The sequence below is a fragment of the Alkalibacterium sp. f15 genome, from assembly GCF_049389645.1.
Taxonomy (GTDB): domain Bacteria; phylum Bacillota; class Bacilli; order Lactobacillales; family Carnobacteriaceae_A; genus Alkalibacterium.
Window position 1 is genome coordinate 1,677,670 of sequence record NZ_CP186540.1, and the last position, 16,918, is coordinate 1,694,587.

The 16,918-nt window shown below is 40.1% G+C and carries 13 protein-coding genes and 1 other RNA gene; 12 read left to right on the forward strand and 2 right to left on the reverse strand.

Annotated features, from left to right (window positions below):
* The first annotated feature begins 65 nt into the window (after positions 1-65).
* The 3 genes from ACO1PF_RS08225 (at position 66) to ACO1PF_RS08235 (ending at position 3,085) form a co-directional block, all read left to right on the forward strand.
* Positions 66-917, forward strand: coding sequence for a 3-hydroxybutyryl-CoA dehydrogenase (locus ACO1PF_RS08225; protein ID WP_423188577.1), 852 nt, complete (start codon positions 66-68; stop codon positions 915-917).
* An 11-nt stretch (positions 918-928) separates the two neighbouring features.
* Positions 929-1,714 carry an enoyl-CoA hydratase-related protein gene (locus ACO1PF_RS08230; protein ID WP_423188578.1) on the forward strand — a complete coding sequence of 262 codons (786 nt, stop codon included), beginning with the start codon at positions 929-931 and terminating at the stop codon, positions 1,712-1,714.
* Between the two features lie 63 nt (positions 1,715-1,777).
* Positions 1,778-3,085 carry an acetyl-CoA hydrolase/transferase family protein gene (locus tag ACO1PF_RS08235; protein WP_423188579.1) on the forward strand — a complete coding sequence of 436 codons (1,308 nt, stop codon included), beginning with the start codon at positions 1,778-1,780 and terminating at the stop codon, positions 3,083-3,085.
* 186 nt (positions 3,086-3,271) lie between these two features.
* Here the strand turns inward: ACO1PF_RS08235 and ACO1PF_RS08240 are convergent, their stop codons facing one another.
* Entirely contained in the window at positions 3,272-3,403 is a 132-nt protein-coding gene (locus tag ACO1PF_RS08240; RefSeq protein ID WP_423188580.1) for a hypothetical protein, read from the reverse strand.
* 463 nt (positions 3,404-3,866) lie between these two features.
* Here ACO1PF_RS08240 and ACO1PF_RS08245 point away from each other — a divergent pair, with 463 nt between their 5' ends.
* Positions 3,867-4,370 (forward strand): hypothetical protein, encoded by a 504-nt coding sequence (locus ACO1PF_RS08245; protein ID WP_423188581.1) that lies wholly within the window; start codon positions 3,867-3,869, stop codon positions 4,368-4,370.
* A 37-nt stretch (positions 4,371-4,407) separates the two neighbouring features.
* On the opposite strand, the gene ACO1PF_RS08250 is transcribed toward ACO1PF_RS08245, so the two are convergent.
* Positions 4,408-5,127, reverse strand: a complete 720-nt coding sequence (locus tag ACO1PF_RS08250) for a hypothetical protein (RefSeq protein ID WP_423188582.1) — start codon at positions 5,125-5,127, stop codon at positions 4,408-4,410.
* A gap of 212 nt (positions 5,128-5,339) precedes the next feature.
* On the opposite strand from ACO1PF_RS08250, the gene ACO1PF_RS08255 reads away from it, so the two are divergent.
* From ACO1PF_RS08255 to ACO1PF_RS08290, 8 genes are all read left to right on the forward strand, one after another.
* Complete coding sequence (locus ACO1PF_RS08255) at positions 5,340-5,909, forward strand: GNAT family N-acetyltransferase (protein ID WP_423188583.1); 570 nt, start codon at positions 5,340-5,342, stop codon at positions 5,907-5,909.
* Positions 5,910-6,028: 119 nt separating this feature from the next.
* Positions 6,029-6,235, forward strand: coding sequence for a hypothetical protein (locus ACO1PF_RS08260; protein ID WP_423188584.1), 207 nt, complete (start codon positions 6,029-6,031; stop codon positions 6,233-6,235).
* Positions 6,236-6,287: 52 nt separating this feature from the next.
* An RNA gene (ffs, locus tag ACO1PF_RS08265) (signal recognition particle sRNA small type) lies at positions 6,288-6,375 on the forward strand.
* Positions 6,376-6,529: 154 nt separating this feature from the next.
* Entirely contained in the window at positions 6,530-8,266 is a 1,737-nt protein-coding gene (dnaX, locus tag ACO1PF_RS08270) for a DNA polymerase III subunit gamma/tau (RefSeq protein ID WP_423188585.1), read from the forward strand.
* A 21-nt stretch (positions 8,267-8,287) separates the two neighbouring features.
* Positions 8,288-8,605 carry a YbaB/EbfC family nucleoid-associated protein gene (locus ACO1PF_RS08275; RefSeq protein ID WP_423188586.1) on the forward strand — a complete coding sequence of 106 codons (318 nt, stop codon included), beginning with the start codon at positions 8,288-8,290 and terminating at the stop codon, positions 8,603-8,605.
* A gap of 64 nt (positions 8,606-8,669) precedes the next feature.
* Positions 8,670-9,266 (forward strand): recombination mediator RecR, encoded by a 597-nt coding sequence (recR, locus tag ACO1PF_RS08280; protein WP_423188587.1) that lies wholly within the window; start codon positions 8,670-8,672, stop codon positions 9,264-9,266.
* A gap of 7 nt (positions 9,267-9,273) precedes the next feature.
* A complete protein-coding gene (locus tag ACO1PF_RS08285) occupies positions 9,274-9,501 on the forward strand; it encodes a YaaL family protein (RefSeq protein ID WP_423188588.1) in 228 nt (75 codons plus the stop codon).
* A gap of 462 nt (positions 9,502-9,963) precedes the next feature.
* The gene (locus tag ACO1PF_RS08290) at positions 9,964-16,776 is read left to right on the forward strand and encodes a 5'-nucleotidase C-terminal domain-containing protein (protein ID WP_423188589.1); all 6,813 of its coding nucleotides are present in this window, start codon (positions 9,964-9,966) and stop codon (positions 16,774-16,776) included.
* Positions 16,777-16,918 lie beyond the last annotated feature (142 nt).

The following is a 16,918-nucleotide window of genomic DNA, read 5'->3' on the forward strand; positions in this document are numbered from 1 at the left end:
AATAAGTGTTTGGAAAAAATCTAAAAAATGAATTTTGCATAAAAAGAAAGGAAGATAATCAGTTTATGGAAATCAGCAAAGTGATGGTGATCGGTTCTGGGACCATGGGGAGCGGAATTGCCCAAGTGTTGGCTGAAAACGGCTATGAAGTTATTTTAAATGATATAAAAATGGAGTTTGTTGAAAGAGGTCAGCAATCGATCATCAAACGATTGGAAAAAGATGTAACGAAAGAACGGAAAACTGAGAAAGAAAAAGATGAGATCATCAGTCGACTAAAAGTATCGACAGACTATTCAGATGCTAAAGATGTTCAGTTGGTCATCGAAGCGGCAACTGAAAACAAAGCAATCAAACTGGATATTTTTAAAAAGATAGCCGAAATCGCTCCGGAGGAAACTATTTTAGCGAGTAATACCTCTTCATTATCTATTACGGAGATCGCCAATGCCACTAATCGTCCTGAAAAAACAATCGGCATGCACTTCTTTAATCCAGTTCCGGTGATGAAACTAGTTGAAGTCACACGTGCTCTGACAACTGATAAGCATACTGCAGAAACAGTGCTTGATTTGAGTGAGAAAATTGGAAAGACAGCTATCGATGTAACAGATTCTCCTGGATTTGTAGTGAACCGTATTCTTATTCCCATGATCAATGAAGCAATCTTTACCGTATATGAAGGGATCGCAACGATGGAAGAAGTGGATGAGTCAATGAAATTGGGTGCCAATCATCCAATGGGACCGATTGCATTAGCTGATTATATTGGATTGGATGTCTGCTTAGCCATCATGACTGTTCTATATGAGGGGTTCAATGATTCGAAATACCGCCCGTGTCCGTTACTGAAAAAACATGTAGAAGCGGGAAGGTTAGGCAGGAAAACAGGTCGCGGCTTCTATAATTATTCTTAAGGAGAATGAATATGACAAAGTATGACACGTTAAAATTTAGTAAAAGCAAGGGAATCGGAACGCTGACGATCAACCGACCTAAAAATATGAATGCATTGAATATGCAGGTGCTCAGAGAGTTAAACATCATTCTTGAAGACATTGGTAAAGATGAGGCGGTCCAGGTCCTGATCGTTACAGGGTCTGGGGAAAAAGCGTTTGTTGCCGGAGCCGATATCAATGAAATGAAAGATAAAAATGCATCAGAGGGACGAGAGTTTTCAACATTCGGGAATAAAGTCTTCAGCAAGCTTGAAAACTTGCGTCAACCTTCTATTGCTGCAGTCAATGGGTTTGCTCTAGGTGGTGGGTGCGAATTGGCGATGGCATGTGATGTCCGTATCGGTGCAGAAAATGCGAAATTTGGACAACCTGAAGTAGGGTTAGGCATTATCCCCGGCTTCGGAGGTACCCAGCGCTTAAGCCGAATAGTCGGATTAAGTAAAGCAAAAGAACTGATCTATACAGCTAAAACGGTGAATGCAGAAGAGGCTTTTAATATGAATTTATTAAATAAAATCACTGAGTCAAGTAACTTAATGGCAGAAGCTAGGTTGATGGCACAATCGATTATTAAACAGGCACCTTTAGCGATTGAAGCAAGTAAGATAGCAATCAATCACGGATATGAAATGGACTTGAGCCATGCACTTGAAATGGAAGCCGAGCTGTTCGGCGGATTATTTGCTACAGCTGACCAGAAAGAAGGAATGACCGCTTTTACTGAAAAAATAAAAGCTGTATTCAATCGACAATAAACAGGACTAAAATACACGTGAATAAAACAATCAATTGACAAATAGTCGAACGGAGGAAAAAATATGACTGATTATAAAAATTTATATAATGAAAAGTTAACGACTCCAAAAGAAGCAGTACAATTAGTAAATCCGGGTGAAGAAATCGTGTTTCCTGTCAATCCAGGCGAGCCGCCAATGCTGCTGGAGGCTATTCCCCAAAATAAAAAGCTAGAGGGCAATTATTTACATCGGATGCTGCCAAGTTCTGGACCTCTAGACATCTCTCCACATAAGCTTAAACAAGTCTCTATCTTTTTATCAGGAGCGGACCGTAAATATTACCGAGAAGGATTCATCGATTTTCTACCTAATCACTTTTCAGATATCCCGTCTCTCTTGTTAAAGCGTACTGCCCACCCAGTGATTATGGCGACGGTTTCTCCGATGGATGATGAAGGGAATTTCTCACTTGGAACGAGCCCGTCTTATGTTGCCTCGCTGATCGAACATGCCAAAACGATCATTTTAGAAGTGAATGAAAAAATGCCACGGACATTTGGAGATAAGAATAGGATTCATATCAGCCAAGTGGATGCTTTGATTGAAAACACGGTGGATCTGCCTGAATTACCCACGCCGAAGTTGTCAGAGAAAGATCTGGAAATCGGCAACATCATTGGTAACATCGTTAAAGATGGAGATACTCTTCAAATAGGTTTTGGTTCGATGCCTAATGCAGTTATGGAATGTATAATGGATAAAAAAGATTTAGGTGTCTACAGTGAGATGCTTCCGGACAAAATCGTGGATCTATATGAACTAGGCGTGGTCACTAATAAACACAACCCGGTTTCTCCAGGAAAAACGATTTCAACGTTTGCCATTGGATCGAAACGATTATATGAATTTATGAATAACAATAAAGATATTGTAATGCTTCCATGCGATGTAACGAACAGCCCAGTTAACATCGCGAAAGTAGATAATCTGGTGTCGATCAATTCATCGGTAGAAGTGGATTTTTACGGGCAGTGCAATTCTGAATCAGTTGGCGGAATGCTATATTCGTCTACAGGCGGACAAGCTGATTTTACAAAAGGGGTACGTATGACAAAAGATGGACGTGGAGTGATTTGTTTATATTCGACGGCCAAGAAAGATACGATTTCTACAATTGTATCTGAGCTGGCTCACGGATCGATTGTTTCGACATCTAAAAATGATGTGGATACAGTTGTAACTGAGTATGGTAAAGCTGAACTGATCGGGAAAACGTTCAGTGAACGCGCGGAAGCACTGATTGCAATAGCACATCCAGATTTCCGAGCGGAGTTACGTCAAAGAGCAATCGATAAAAAACTGATAGTTGAAGAAACGGTATTAGTATAACTGGTTTTTTCTTATCTTAATAAATAAGCCTTGAAGTCAGAATTAAAACAAGACTTCAGGGCTTATTTTGTTATAACGGCTAAATGATCTGTTCTACCATCTCGTATGAAATCAAATGTTCAGTTCAGTTTTGATAATAGAGATATTTAAAATAAGTCCAGCGGGATGCTTTAAAATAAAGGGGAATTAGTTGAAGATAAGCATCATAGAAATGACCGTTAACTGCCAACCCAATGATTTTGTTTCCTGAGTGGCCAGTCTTACTTTTTTAAGTGTCGACTGAGCGAGCACCAACATGGGAGCGGGCAGTATCGTCATCGACTAGTGACCACTCAGGCCTAACTCTTTCGAATGCTGATACTAATGACCCCTATTAGTGACCAGTCAAAGATCAAAAGCTTTGGAGCGGTAAGTATAGCTCCTCAGTAGTAACCACCCGATGAAAAGCAATCCGCGAGCGGTAAGTATAAGCCCCGCTGGTGACCGCTGGTATAGAAGTAAATAATGAGTCGTGACTATATGAAGCCCCAAGCTCCCACCCGTTATTATAGATCACTTGTGAGTAGTCACTAAATCGTTCTCAAGTGACCACTCAAGGCGGAATGTTTCCAGTGGGGATTTAATTTGAAAAATCACTGTTGTAAGGAAAACCTTTGAAGTTGAAGGCGTCTTTTTGTAAATTGATTTCACTAGAAAGGACAAGAGTCTGTGTGCAGGTTGAACATAATGTTTGAAAAGGTTTTCTTTTTTCTTTTTATAACTAGTAAAAGAGAAAATTTCCGTGTATAATGAGAATGAGGTGAGAGAAATATTAAAATTCAATGAATTAACTGAGCGTGACAAAAAGAAGAGATATAAAGCCCTCTTTGTTTTGCCTTCCAGTGCCGTTTTGTTTCTGCTCTTTTCAGAAAACTTCAATTATATATTCATGTCATTTGTGGTCGTCGCATTTATTCTCATTGAGCTGATTATTTTTGGATTAATGGATACAAAATACCATTACGCATTAAGTGATTTTTTAAAAGACAGTCTCTACTTGATTTTATCAAGTTTTATTATTACCTATGCTGCTGCACCGATTGTTTTGAAGCTATTCACCAGACAGATGAACCTTTCTGATTCTGCGCTTAATGGCCTGAAATTCTTTATTGCCATGCTATTATTGTACGGAACATGGTTCAGTATTGTTTTGCTGCAAAGTAAAATGAGGAAACGTTCTGAGAGATGGAAATGGGATGTGACTGGATTCTTCAGTAATGATAAAAAAAAATTTGAAGAGATATAAAAAAGCCAGAGAAAAAAATCTCTGGCTTTCAGTTTGATTATATAGATAACAATAAAACGGAATAAAGCGATAAGCCCACCATAAATGAAGTGAGTCCGTTTCCGCGACAAGCAGGCAACTCGTCTTTAATGGCATTCAGCATTAATCCACCAGCAACAAAGGCTTCGAGTAATCCCACCAATAAGTGAGAAACATGAATGTTGGCGCCTAAAAGATAACCAGCTATGACACCGAGTACGAGAAGTTTTAATCCATAAGTGTCATATAATGCTTTAAAGTGATGACGTAACACCCAGTCATTGGTTAGGAAATGCAAGCCGATAGCTATTAAATAGATCAATGCAGTCATTGAGGATGTAAATTGTTGAGTAGCTAATAATAATCCAATAATAAAGTTATACAAAAAGTATGAGCCAATATGAGCCCAAAATATCCCTGTAGAGGGCTGTGTGTTTCTCATTATTTTTAAACGAGTTGATTTTAAAGCAACTTCTAAAAAGTAAAAAATAATAATACCTAATAGCATAGAACCAAAAATAACATGGGAGGCATTCGTTGCATTTATATGGAACGTTTCCATCACTTCGTGTTCGTAGGTTCTAATCGTAGGAATGAGATGGAAAAAAACATAGGCGAGTGATATCCCACCGACAAAAGATGTAAATTGATTAATAGTAAATACGCGTAATTTAAAATGCTTTGATCCAATATGAATAAATGTAAAACCCAAAGCGACAGCCAAGGTTGTCACAGACATGCAGATTCCTTCTTTCAATATATAATAAAAATAATCTCGAGCGTGAAGCCTATCATATTATAGTGCTATACATCGTAGCAGTCAACTTTTTTCATGATATTTTCTGAAAATTAAATTTACTTTTAAAATTTATCTTTATTTATTAAAATTAAAGTAAGGGCAGACTAAGTTAAAACCACATTTTATGCTGTCAGATAAGGAGTTGCAAGGAAGTGAACGAGATAAAAATTAAGATGGCTAAATATAATAAAATAAAGACACAACGACTTCTATTGCGGCCGGTGACGCTTGCTGATTCAGTGGATATGTATGAATATGCCTCCGATGAAGAAACGACATATTTTGTCTTTGAACGACATGCATCAATGGAAAAAACGGAAGAAGCAATTGTCGAATGTTTTTTAACCGATCCGTTTGGAAAATATGGCATTGAAGTAAAAGAAACGGGTAAATTGATTGGGACAATTGATTTACGAGTGAAGGACGAGAATCATCGCGCGATCATGGGCTATGCTTTAAACAAGACTTATCACGGTAAAGGGTATATGACAGAAGCAGCAGAAGCATTACTGGCATATGCTTTTGAGACGTTGAAACTAGATTGTGTCGCAGCTCTTTATGATGAGCGCAACGAAGTGTCCGGCAAGGTAATGGAACGCATAGGGATGCAACGGGAAGGTGTCATGCGTCATATGGGCAAATGGAAAAACGGAGAATATTTCAACGATGTATATTATTCTATTTTGAAAGAAGAATACGATGCGTCACGAAAAAAGAACTGACTAATAGCTGTTTTGTGTGATGTGCTAAATGTCTCAAGGGAAAACGCCATGGAAATATAACGACTAGATATTCTATACCCCGTCTGGTATAATGCATCATGAATCGAGGAGTGAGTATAATGAAACGTTTTATGTGTCCGGCATTTAGTATCGGATTTTATCTTCTCTACTTTATGATCCTTCAAGGTATTGTCTATCTTTTACCTGAATCAGGTTTGACGACAGTATTTGTTTTAATATCAGTCTTTTTGATCATTCCAGTTATCGCCTCCAAAAGTAGTTCCAGAGTCATCCGCGCCATTAAAGGGGTTAGCTGTTCAATTTAAATTTCTCCTTTAAATTTTTATCATTGTATGCTATTATAGGAAGTGCCGAAAGGCCACAGGACAACGGTGGGCATATGAACCGTGTCAGGTCCGGAAGGAAGCAGCACTAAGTATTGCTCCGCCGTGTGTTCTGTGATTACATAGCCATGAATAATTCATAACTATTCATAGATAGAGATGTTCCTTATTATAAGGGCATCTTTTTTTTGATAACTTTTAAAAAACCTTTTTCAATTAGACAAGAATTCACCTATAATAGTATAGAGACCGATTTCGTAAGAAAAGAGGGGAAACATGAGCTATCAAGCTTTATATCGCGTCTGGAGACCCCAACGTTTTGGAGATGTTGCGGGACAGGAAGCTGTGACCAGAACGTTAAGAAATGCATTAAGTCATGGGAATACGAGTCATGCGTATTTGTTCTCTGGCCCTAGAGGAACAGGGAAAACAAGTGCGGCTAAAATATTTGCCAAAGCAATGAATTGTCCGAATGCTGTGGACGGTGAACCGTGTAATGAATGTGATCTGTGCCGGTCCATTACCCAGGGGAAACTTGGGGACGTCATAGAGATCGATGCGGCCAGTAATAATGGTGTAGAAGAAATTCGTGACATCAGAGAAAAAGCGAATTATGCACCCACCGAAGCAAAATACAAAGTTTATATTATTGACGAAGTGCATATGTTATCCATGGGCGCGTTCAATGCTCTACTGAAAACCTTAGAAGAACCGCCAATGAATGTCGTTTTTATTCTGGCGACGACTGAACCGCATAAAATCCCTTTAACCATCATCTCGCGAACCCAGCGCTTTGACTTTAGGCGTATCTCTCCGCTTGATATGATCAAACGAATGACATATATTTTGAATGAAAAACACATTGAATTCGACCCGGATGCCTTAATGAGCATTGCAAAAGCTGCTGAAGGCGGGATGCGTGATGCACTGAGTATTTTGGATCAGGTCATTTCATTTTCAGACGGCATAGTCAATTTAGATGACACGTTAAAGATTACTGGGAGTATCACGCAGGAATTGATGATCGACTATTTAACGGCTGCATTGAATCACGACACAGGAACAGGTTTAGCGTTACTTCATCAGATGATGCAAGAAGGCAAAGATGCAAATCGGTTAGTTGAAGATGTGATCCTGTTTTCTCGAGATATACTCATTTATCAGAAAACAAAAGAAGACACGTTACTCAAGATGAGCAAGGTGGACGACGGCTTTAATAAACTCATTGAAGCGGCTGATCCGGAAAAAATCTATGACGTTATTCGCATTATGAATCAAACGCAACTAGAGATGCGGACATCTACACATGCAGAAGTGTATTTAGAAGTGGCGACGGTTCGTCTATCACAAGTGTCGACACCTCGCGTAGCAGCAACGGCGACGGTACAAAAAGATACGAGTGACAGTCAAGAAATCCGGTCACTTAAAAATAAACTGAGTCAGATGCAAAAAGCGATTGAACAGATGCAGCAGACCGCACCTAATACTGAGGGAAATGCAGCACCTAAACGCCCAACCACAAGGAAAAAAGCGGGTCAAACAGCGTTTAAAGTAGACACCCATCAAGTCTTTGGGATACTTGAACACGCCACCCGGGATGATTTAGCTAAATTAAAAGATGTCTGGGTGGACTTGATCAATGCATTGTCATCGAGTCAAAAGGCTATTATGAATACCTCAAAACCTGTGGCAGCGAGTCCACAAGGTTTGGTAGTCACGTTTGACTATGATATTCTATGTGAAAGAGCAGCCAATGATACCTTCCTGATCGATGCGGTCGGGGATTATCTGGAAAAAGTTATCGGATGCCGGGCTGAATTGGCAACCGTCCCATCAGGCAAATGGCTAGAGGTCCGACAAGCTTATATCGATCAGATGAAGAGTGGTCCAAGTAATGAAGAAACGGGCGAGCCGGAAGAAGAGCAAGTAACGAAAGAGGCAGAAGAAATGGATGCTGTTGTAAGCGAGGCAGTTAATCTGTTCGGGGAAGAAAACGTGAAAATTCACGACTAAAATTTGGGAGGAAGATTAAACATGCGTGGAATGGGAGATATGCAAGGTATGATGAAAAAAATGCAGAAAATGCAGAAAAACATGGAAAGTGAGCAAGCAACATTAAATGAAAAAGAATTCACTGGGACAGCGAATAGTGATCTCGTAACAGTTATCTTTACGGGAGACAAAAAATGTAAAAATGTCTCGATCAAAGAAGAAATCGTTGATCCTGAAGACGTTGAAATCATCGAGGATTTAGTTTTGCTGGCTATAAATGACGCTTTAGAAAAAATAGATTCAGAAACAGAAAAAATGATGGGTAAATATTCTAAAGGTATGGGACTACCCGGAATGTAAGGTCTAAGTAAAAGAGTGGAGGCCTCAATTCAGTTTGAGGCTTTACGTTAGAAAGGAAACAATCATGCATTATCCAGAACCGATCGCACAATTAATGGAAAGTTATATGAAACTGCCAGGCATCGGTGAGAAAACCGCTGCTCGCCTGGCTTTTTACACAGTCAATATGCAGGAAGAAGATGTCACTCGTTTTGCCAAAGCATTGATCAGTGTAAAGAGAGATTTACAGTATTGTTCTGTCTGTGGAAACATGACTCAGAATGACCCCTGTGATATCTGCGAGGATAAAAACAGGGATCAATCAATCATTCTGGTCGTCGAACAGCCTAAAGATGTCATTTCAATGGAAAAAATGCATGAGTTTAAAGGCTTGTATCACGTCTTACACGGTGTGTTGTCGCCAGTTGAAGGGACCGGACCCGAAGATATCAATATTCCTGTCTTGATCAAGCGTCTTCAAAAAGATCAAGTAAAAGAAGTGATCATCGCGACCAATGCTACCGCAGAAGGTGAAGCAACAGCCATGTATTTATCACGCTTGATCAAACCGGCTGGGATAAAAGTAACCCGACTTGCTCATGGCTTGTCTGTTGGTAGTGATATTGAATATGCAGATGAAGTGACTTTATTTAAAGCAGTTGAAGGTCGAAGAGAGATGTAGGTGTACGATGCCATTATTTAAAAGAAAAAGTAAATTAAAGCGTTCGTATGATGAAAAGTTGATGAAATTGATCCGAGAACAGAAAAGACAGTTTGAAGCTTACGAGAAAGTTGAATCAGTGATCGTCGATGAGCAACCGGAATGGCGTGCACACTATAAGCTGCAAAAAGCAAAATATTATTATTTGTTTAAAGAAGCACGTATCAGACGACTGAACGGGAACATATTGGATTGAAAATGAAGATTTCAGGAAAACGACTAAACGTTAGTCGTTTTTTTTATTGCATTTTTTTAGAAGCCTCGAGCGGCAGGAAAATTAGTGTGTATATGGCGGATTTCATATTCATTCGTACAGCATTATTAAAAGTATATCATTATAAAATACTAATATACTTTTTAATAATGAAAGCGTTGACAATTCGAAATCAGTAGATTAAACTATGAGGTAATAGCGATAATAACCGGGAATTATAATAAGGGAGGAGGAAGTTATTGTTACATGTTGTTATCGCTATCATTTATGTAAAGAACTCTAAATGAAGAAAACTTCAATAGAGTTCTTTATGAAAGTGTCAAGTAAGTCTTATTGATTAACTCTATAGTTATTATGTCAATAGTAATAAGGAGGGATATTGTTTGACGAAAATTGCACATATATAATGATAGAGTAAACTATTATGTAAAGGGAGAGAATTTAATGCACAATAATTGGCGAAAGAAGTATAGTTTTTCCTTAGCGACAATGCTCCTGTTAAGTTCATTTGCTCAAACAGCTGCTCCAATTTCGGCATATGCTAACACAAGTGCTGATGAACCTGAAACAAGTATAGTAGCAAGTGAATCAACCTATCTGTCCGTCGAGGATGCTATAGCTAACGGTAGTGATTCATCCCTAGCATCTGTTAAAGGATATGTGGTTGGCTTTGTAGTAAGTACAAATAATGTAAGCATCGATAATTTTACAAGTGATACTAACTTTGCTATAGCAAGTACTCCAGGTGAGACAGATCCAGCGAACATGCTTTATGTTCAAATACCTAGTGGAGAATTACGAACCGGGTTTGGATTACAGACTAATCCGGATATGTTAGGACAAGAAGTAGTTGTTTCTGGTTCACTAGAGGCTTACTTTAGTACGAATGGCATAAAAAGTGTAAGTGGAATTATACTTGCGACAGAAGATTCTGGTGACACCGAAACTCCAGGTGACACCGAATCTCCGGGCGACACCGAAACTCCAGGTGACACCGAAACTCCAGGTGATACCGAAACTCCGGGCGACACAGAAATTCCGGCAGAAAATGAAGAATTACAGCTTTTAACTATTGAAGAAGCTAGAGCGCAAAACACTGGAGAAGTAAAAACCAAAGGAATAGTCACAGCCAAACTTAAAAATACGATTCAGATTCAAGATGATACGGCAGCAATAGCCATTAGACCAAATTCTCTAGATGTTAGTTTGGGTGACGAAGTTGTTGTGAGTGGCAACCTGCAGACTTACCGTGGTCTTCTCCAAATAGATGGTGCTACATTAATTGAAAAAACAAGTGATACTGAAGTTCCTGACCCATTACCACTAACTGGGGCAGATTTACCAAATCATCAGTCTGAATTAGCAATTTTAACAGATGTTGAAATAACTAGTGTCAGTTCAGGCAGTGGCTGGGCCAATTATTTAGCAATTGATGCATCGGGTGTTGCGTTTACGATTCGAGATGAAAATGGCACATTAGAATTAAATACAGGAACGACATATGAATCTATTACAGGGATCGTGTCACAATTTGATGATACATATCAAATCTTACCTCGTAATACGCAGGATGTTGTTGAAGATTCCAGTATTGTACAGCCGGTTTTTGCTAATCCAGCAGCTGGTAATATCCCGATCGGGACAGAAGTTACTTTAAATACAAATTCTTCTGCAACCATTTATTATACAATGGACGGATCAGAGCCAACTATAACAAGTAGTCTTTACACAGAACCGATTGTTATTGAAGAAGCAGTTACTTTGAAAGCAATTGCTGTAGTGGATGATCGGCTCAGTACTGTAACCGAATTTGGTTATGATGTCTTTGATGCTGAAGAAGGAATCAAGATACATCAAATTCAAGGAGATGGTCATTATTCTCCAATGAATGGTGAGACAGTTTATAACGTAAGAGGAATCGTCACTTATGTCTATAACATTTACGGAGCAAATTATTTCCACATGCAGACTCCGGATGAACTTCAAGACGATAATCCTCATACATCTGAGGGTATTGTTGTCTATACTGGTCGAGACTCAGGTGTTGAAGTAGGAAATCTCATTGAAGTCACGGGTGAAGTATCTGAGTATCACATTGATGGCTATGCTGAGAAAACAAAAACCGACTTATCCGTTACTCAAATTAATGCACGTGATGATAGAGGCGGTATAATCAATGTATTGGAAAATAGTGTTGACTTACCTACACCAGTACAAATTTCTTCAAATGCTATACCTTCAGAAATCAAAGGTGGCACTAGTCTGGAAAACTTTGATCCGGAACTATATTCTCTTGATTATTGGGAAAGTATTGAAGGGATGTACGTGGAAGTATTACCTTCCAGAGCTGTTGCTCCACAGCAGCATGGTGATTTAGTTGTTGTGACAGATGACTATACACCTGCTAATACAACCGTTAATGGGGGGATTCGTTTAACAGAAAACGGACCCGATTCAAAATTGATCCAGTTTAAATTGCAACCTAATGCGGACGCAAGGGACTTCGCTGTTAAAACAGGAGATATGTTTGTTGAATCTATCGAAGGTGTTGTAAATTATGGCTTCGGTAATTATAAAATCTATTCAGACTTAGATGATGTCAAAGATGTTATGGTAGAAAGTCAAGTTGCGTCGTCAAATACATCAATCGTAAAAGATGAAGATAAATTGACTGTGGCCACTTATAATGTTGAGAACTTCTCGGCAAACACTTCTCAAACATCTAATGTTAAAGCCAATAGAATTGCCAAGACATTCGTTGATGATATGAACAGTCCAGATATCATTGGAATCGTTGAAATAATGGCTAATGATGGAACAAATTCAGACACAGCAAATGCAGATGAAAGTTATTCACGTTTGATCAATGAAATTGTAGCTGTAGGTGGACCAACTTACGCTTATGCTAATATTGATCCTGAATATAACAAAGATGGTGGCGCACCGGGTGGCAACATTCGTGTAGGATATTTATATAATCCTGAACGTGTCTCGATGACTGAAAAAGATGGCGGCAGTATAAATGAGGCTGTTGGTTATGTCGATGGCGAATTGACATTGAACCCAGGCCGTGTATCTCCTTCTGAATTCGGTGGGACTCGAAAACCATTGGCAGCAGAATTTGAATTTAAGGGTGAAAGTATCGTTGTGATCAATAACCACTTGAATTCTAAGCGTGGGGACGATCCGTATTATGGACAAATCCAACCCCCAGAATTTGGAAGCAGAACCAAACGTAATCATTTAGCAAAAGTTATCAATTCTTTCGTTGATGACATTTTAGCAGATAATCCAGAAGAAAATATCGTGGTTTTAGGAGATATGAATGATTTTGAATTCTCAAAACCATTAGAACTCCTAGCAGGGGAAGAATTAACTAATCTCGTCAATAAAATACCTGCGAGTGAACGATATAATTATGTTTATCAAGGGAATTCTCAAGTGTTGGACCATATTCTAGTGTCTAATAATCTAGCTGACACAGCGGAGATAGACATAATCAACGTCAACGCTGACTATACTAATATGCATGGACGAGCAAGTGACCATGATCCAGTATTAGCTCAAATTGATTTACGTGAAGCAGAAGAAACATTTGAATTCTCAGTCATGCATATGAATGATACGCATGGTCGAGTTGAAAGATACCCACATATGCTTACAGCAATCAAAGAATTCCGTGGTGAAAAACCGGATTCAATGCTTGTAAACGCGGGAGATGTTTTCTCAGGCACGTTATACTTCAATGAATTCAAAGGCCAGGCTGATTTGGCATTATTGAACTTGATGGATATCGATGTGATGACCTTCGGTAATCATGAATTCGACTTGGGTGACGCTGAAGGCGGACACGCATCATTAGCTGAATTTGTGAATAACGCTGCGTTCCCATTCTTGGGCACGAATATCGACTTTTCACAAGATCCATTTATGAGATCATACGAAACAAATGAGTCACTGGTGAAAAATCCTCAAGATGGATTGATTTATGACAGTATCATTCAGGAAATCAACGGCGAACAAATTGGTGTCTTCGGTTTACTTACAGAAGATACGAAAAATATCGCCAGTCCGAAGGACGTTGACTTCACAGATTTCATAATAGCTGCAGAAGAAGCTGTTCAAGCTTTTGAAGATGCAGGTATCAATAAAATCATGGCTGTCAACCACTTAGGATTTGATACTGCACCAGAAATGGGCAATGACCTGCGTGTAGCCATGGAAGTTGACGGTATCGATATTATCGTTGGCGGACACTCGCATTCAGAGATCAAAGAACCCGTTATTGTCACTGAGGATGCAGAAGGTAACAGTAAAGCCCCAACCGTCATTGTCCAGGGTGGACAATACGCACAGAATCTAGGGACTTTAGTCGTTGAATTCAATGCCGAAGGTGAAGTAGTTGGACATGCTGGAGCCTTGCTCAATGTGGGCGACTATCCAGCTGACGCTGAAGCTCTCGATGTGATGGAAGAATACAAACTACACGTTGAGGCAATCAGTAATGAAGAAATTGGAGCCGTAGCTGTTGAGGCCTTGGAAAATCCAAGACACGGTGAAGGCAGTGAATTCAGCGTACGTGCTGATGAAACAAGATTAGGCAACCTGATCACAGACGCAATGCTTGCGAAAGCTCAGGAGAAATTCCCTGAAATAGTGATCGCCTTCCAGAACGGTGGCGGTATTCGTGCCGGCATCGATCAAGGACCGATCACTACAGGAGAGATATTGACCGTGTTACCATTCGGTAACAATCCAGTCGTTGCAGAACTGTCCGGACAAGAAATCAAAGATATCATGGAACACAGTGTCCGTCAGGCACCTGCAGAAAACGGTGGTTTCTTACATGTATCCGGTATGAAATTCTACTTTGACAGCACAAGAGAAGCCGGTGACCGCATTGTCAAGATGTACATCGATAATGATGGGGAATTAACAGAAATCAGTATGGATGAATCTTATCTTGTAACAACGAACGGCTTCACAGGTAAAGGTGGAGACGGCTTCGCAACCTTCGCTAAAGCATTTGAAGAAGGCCGTGTCAGAGATATCGGTGAAGAAGACTGGCAACAATTACGCGATTATATGGTAGAAGAACAATACCTTGATGGTATTGTAAACCCAGTGATCGAAGGCAGAATCACCGATTTAGATGGTGAAGAATTACCTGAAGAAACATTTGAATTCTCAGTCATGCACATGAATGACACGCATGGTCGAGTTGAAAGATACCCACATATGCTTACAGCAATCAAAGAATTCCGTGGTGAAAAACCGGATTCAATGCTTGTAAACGCGGGAGATGTTTTCTCAGGCACGTTATACTTCAATGAATTCAAAGGCCAGGCTGATTTGGCATTATTGAACTTGATGGATATCGATGTGATGACCTTCGGTAATCATGAATTCGACTTGGGTGACGCTGAAGGCGGACACGCATCATTAGCTGAATTTGTGAATAACGCTGCGTTCCCATTCTTGGGCACGAATATCGACTTTTCACAAGATCCATTTATGAGATCATACGAAACAAATGAGTCACTGGTGAAAAATCCTCAAGATGGATTGATTTATGACAGTATCATTCAGGAAATCAACGGCGAACAAATTGGTGTCTTCGGTTTACTTACAGAAGATACGAAAAATATCGCCAGTCCGAAGGACGTTGACTTCACAGATTTCATAATAGCTGCAGAAGAAGCTGTTCAAGCTTTTGAAGATGCAGGTATCAATAAAATCATGGCTGTCAACCACTTAGGATTTGATACTGCACCAGAAATGGGCAATGACCTGCGTGTAGCCATGGAAGTTGACGGTATCGATATTATCGTTGGCGGACACTCGCATTCAGAGATCAAAGAACCCGTTATTGTCACTGAGGATGCAGAAGGTAACAGTAAAGCCCCAACCGTCATTGTCCAGGGTGGACAATACGCACAGAATCTAGGGACTTTAGTCGTTGAATTCAATGCCGAAGGTGAAGTAGTTGGACATGCTGGAGCCTTGCTCAATGTGGGCGACTATCCAGCTGACGCTGAAGCGCTCGATGTGATGGAAGAATACAAACTACACGTTGAGGCAATCAGTAATGAAGAAATTGGAGCCGTAGCTGTTGAGGCCTTGGAAAATCCAAGACACGGTGAAGGCAGTGAATTCAGCGTACGTGCTGATGAAACAAGATTAGGCAACCTGATCACAGACGCAATGCTTGCGAAAGCTCAGGAGAAATTCCCTGAAATAGTGATCGCCTTCCAGAACGGTGGCGGTATTCGTGCCGGCATCGATCAAGGACCGATCACTACAGGAGAGATATTGACCGTGTTACCATTCGGTAACAATCCAGTCGTTGCAGAACTGTCCGGACAAGAAATCAAAGATATCATGGAACACAGTGTCCGTCAGGCACCTGCAGAAAATGGTGGTTTCTTACATGTATCCGGTATGAAATTCTACTTTGACAGCACAAGAGAAGCCGGTGACCGCATTGTCAAGATGTACATCGATAATGATGGGGAATTAACAGAAATCAGTATGGATGAATCTTATCTTGTAACAACGAACGGCTTCACAGGTAAAGGTGGAGACGGCTTCGCAACCTTCGCTAAAGCATTTGAAGAAGGCCGTGTCAGAGATATCGGTGAAGAAGACTGGCAACAATTACGCGATTATATGGTAGAAGAACAATACCTTGATGGTATTGTAAACCCAGTAATCGAAGGCAGAATCACCGATTTAAATGGTGAAGATTTACCTGAAGAACCGGGCGAACCAGGCGAACCGGGAGAACCGGGCGAACCAGGAGAACCGGGAGAACCGGGCGAACCAGGTGAACCAGGCGAACCGGGAGAACCGGGCGAACCAGGCGAACCAGGTGAACCAGGCGAACCGGGCGAACCAGGCAAACCAGGACAACCAGGCAAACCAGGAGAACCAGGTAAACCAGGAGAGCCAGGAGAGCCAGGTAAACCCGGAGAGCCAGGAGAACCAGGCAAGCCAGGAGAACCAGGCAAGCCAGGAGAACCAGGCAAGCCAGACGAACCAGGCAAACCAGGAGAACCAGGTAAGCCAGGCAAGCCAGACAAACCAGGAAAACCAGAATCACCAGGCAAATCAATCGATTCTGTAGTTTTAGAGCAGGAAGGCGAAGCGTTACCTTCTACTGCTACAAACACTTATGTATATATGTTGTTAGGAACAGTTTCATTAATTGCTGGTTCATTTATGGCGATATACAAAAAGAAATTTTCTAATCAATAAATAAAATAGATTTCAGGTCGATAGTTATTTAACTATCGACCTGATTTTTTTGAAATTAATTTATTGAAATTAAATATCGTAAGCGTAATAGCTATATTCTTATTGCATTAAAAAATTTGAAAAGTGGCAGTAAATCGTATTT

What these genes read in the sequence shown, in the direction of transcription:
- recR (WP_423188587.1), top strand. Translation starts at nt 8,670, where the DNA reads ATGCATTATCCAGAACCGATCGCACAATTAATGGAAAGTTATATGAAA.
- ACO1PF_RS08235 (WP_423188579.1), top strand. Translation starts at nt 1,778, where the DNA reads ATGACTGATTATAAAAATTTATATAATGAAAAGTTAACGACTCCAAAA.
- ACO1PF_RS08285 (WP_423188588.1), top strand. Translation starts at nt 9,274, where the DNA reads ATGCCATTATTTAAAAGAAAAAGTAAATTAAAGCGTTCGTATGATGAA.
- ACO1PF_RS08230 (WP_423188578.1), top strand. Translation starts at nt 929, where the DNA reads ATGACAAAGTATGACACGTTAAAATTTAGTAAAAGCAAGGGAATCGGA.
- ACO1PF_RS08275 (WP_423188586.1), top strand. Translation starts at nt 8,288, where the DNA reads ATGCGTGGAATGGGAGATATGCAAGGTATGATGAAAAAAATGCAGAAA.
- dnaX (WP_423188585.1), top strand. Translation starts at nt 6,530, where the DNA reads ATGAGCTATCAAGCTTTATATCGCGTCTGGAGACCCCAACGTTTTGGA.
- ACO1PF_RS08290 (WP_423188589.1), top strand. Translation starts at nt 9,964, where the DNA reads ATGCACAATAATTGGCGAAAGAAGTATAGTTTTTCCTTAGCGACAATG.
- ACO1PF_RS08250 (WP_423188582.1), bottom strand. Translation starts at nt 5,127, where the DNA reads ATGTCTGTGACAACCTTGGCTGTCGCTTTGGGTTTTACATTTATTCAT.
- ACO1PF_RS08260 (WP_423188584.1), top strand. Translation starts at nt 6,029, where the DNA reads ATGAAACGTTTTATGTGTCCGGCATTTAGTATCGGATTTTATCTTCTC.
- ACO1PF_RS08240 (WP_423188580.1), bottom strand. Translation starts at nt 3,403, where the DNA reads ATGACGATACTGCCCGCTCCCATGTTGGTGCTCGCTCAGTCGACACTT.
- ACO1PF_RS08225 (WP_423188577.1), top strand. Translation starts at nt 66, where the DNA reads ATGGAAATCAGCAAAGTGATGGTGATCGGTTCTGGGACCATGGGGAGC.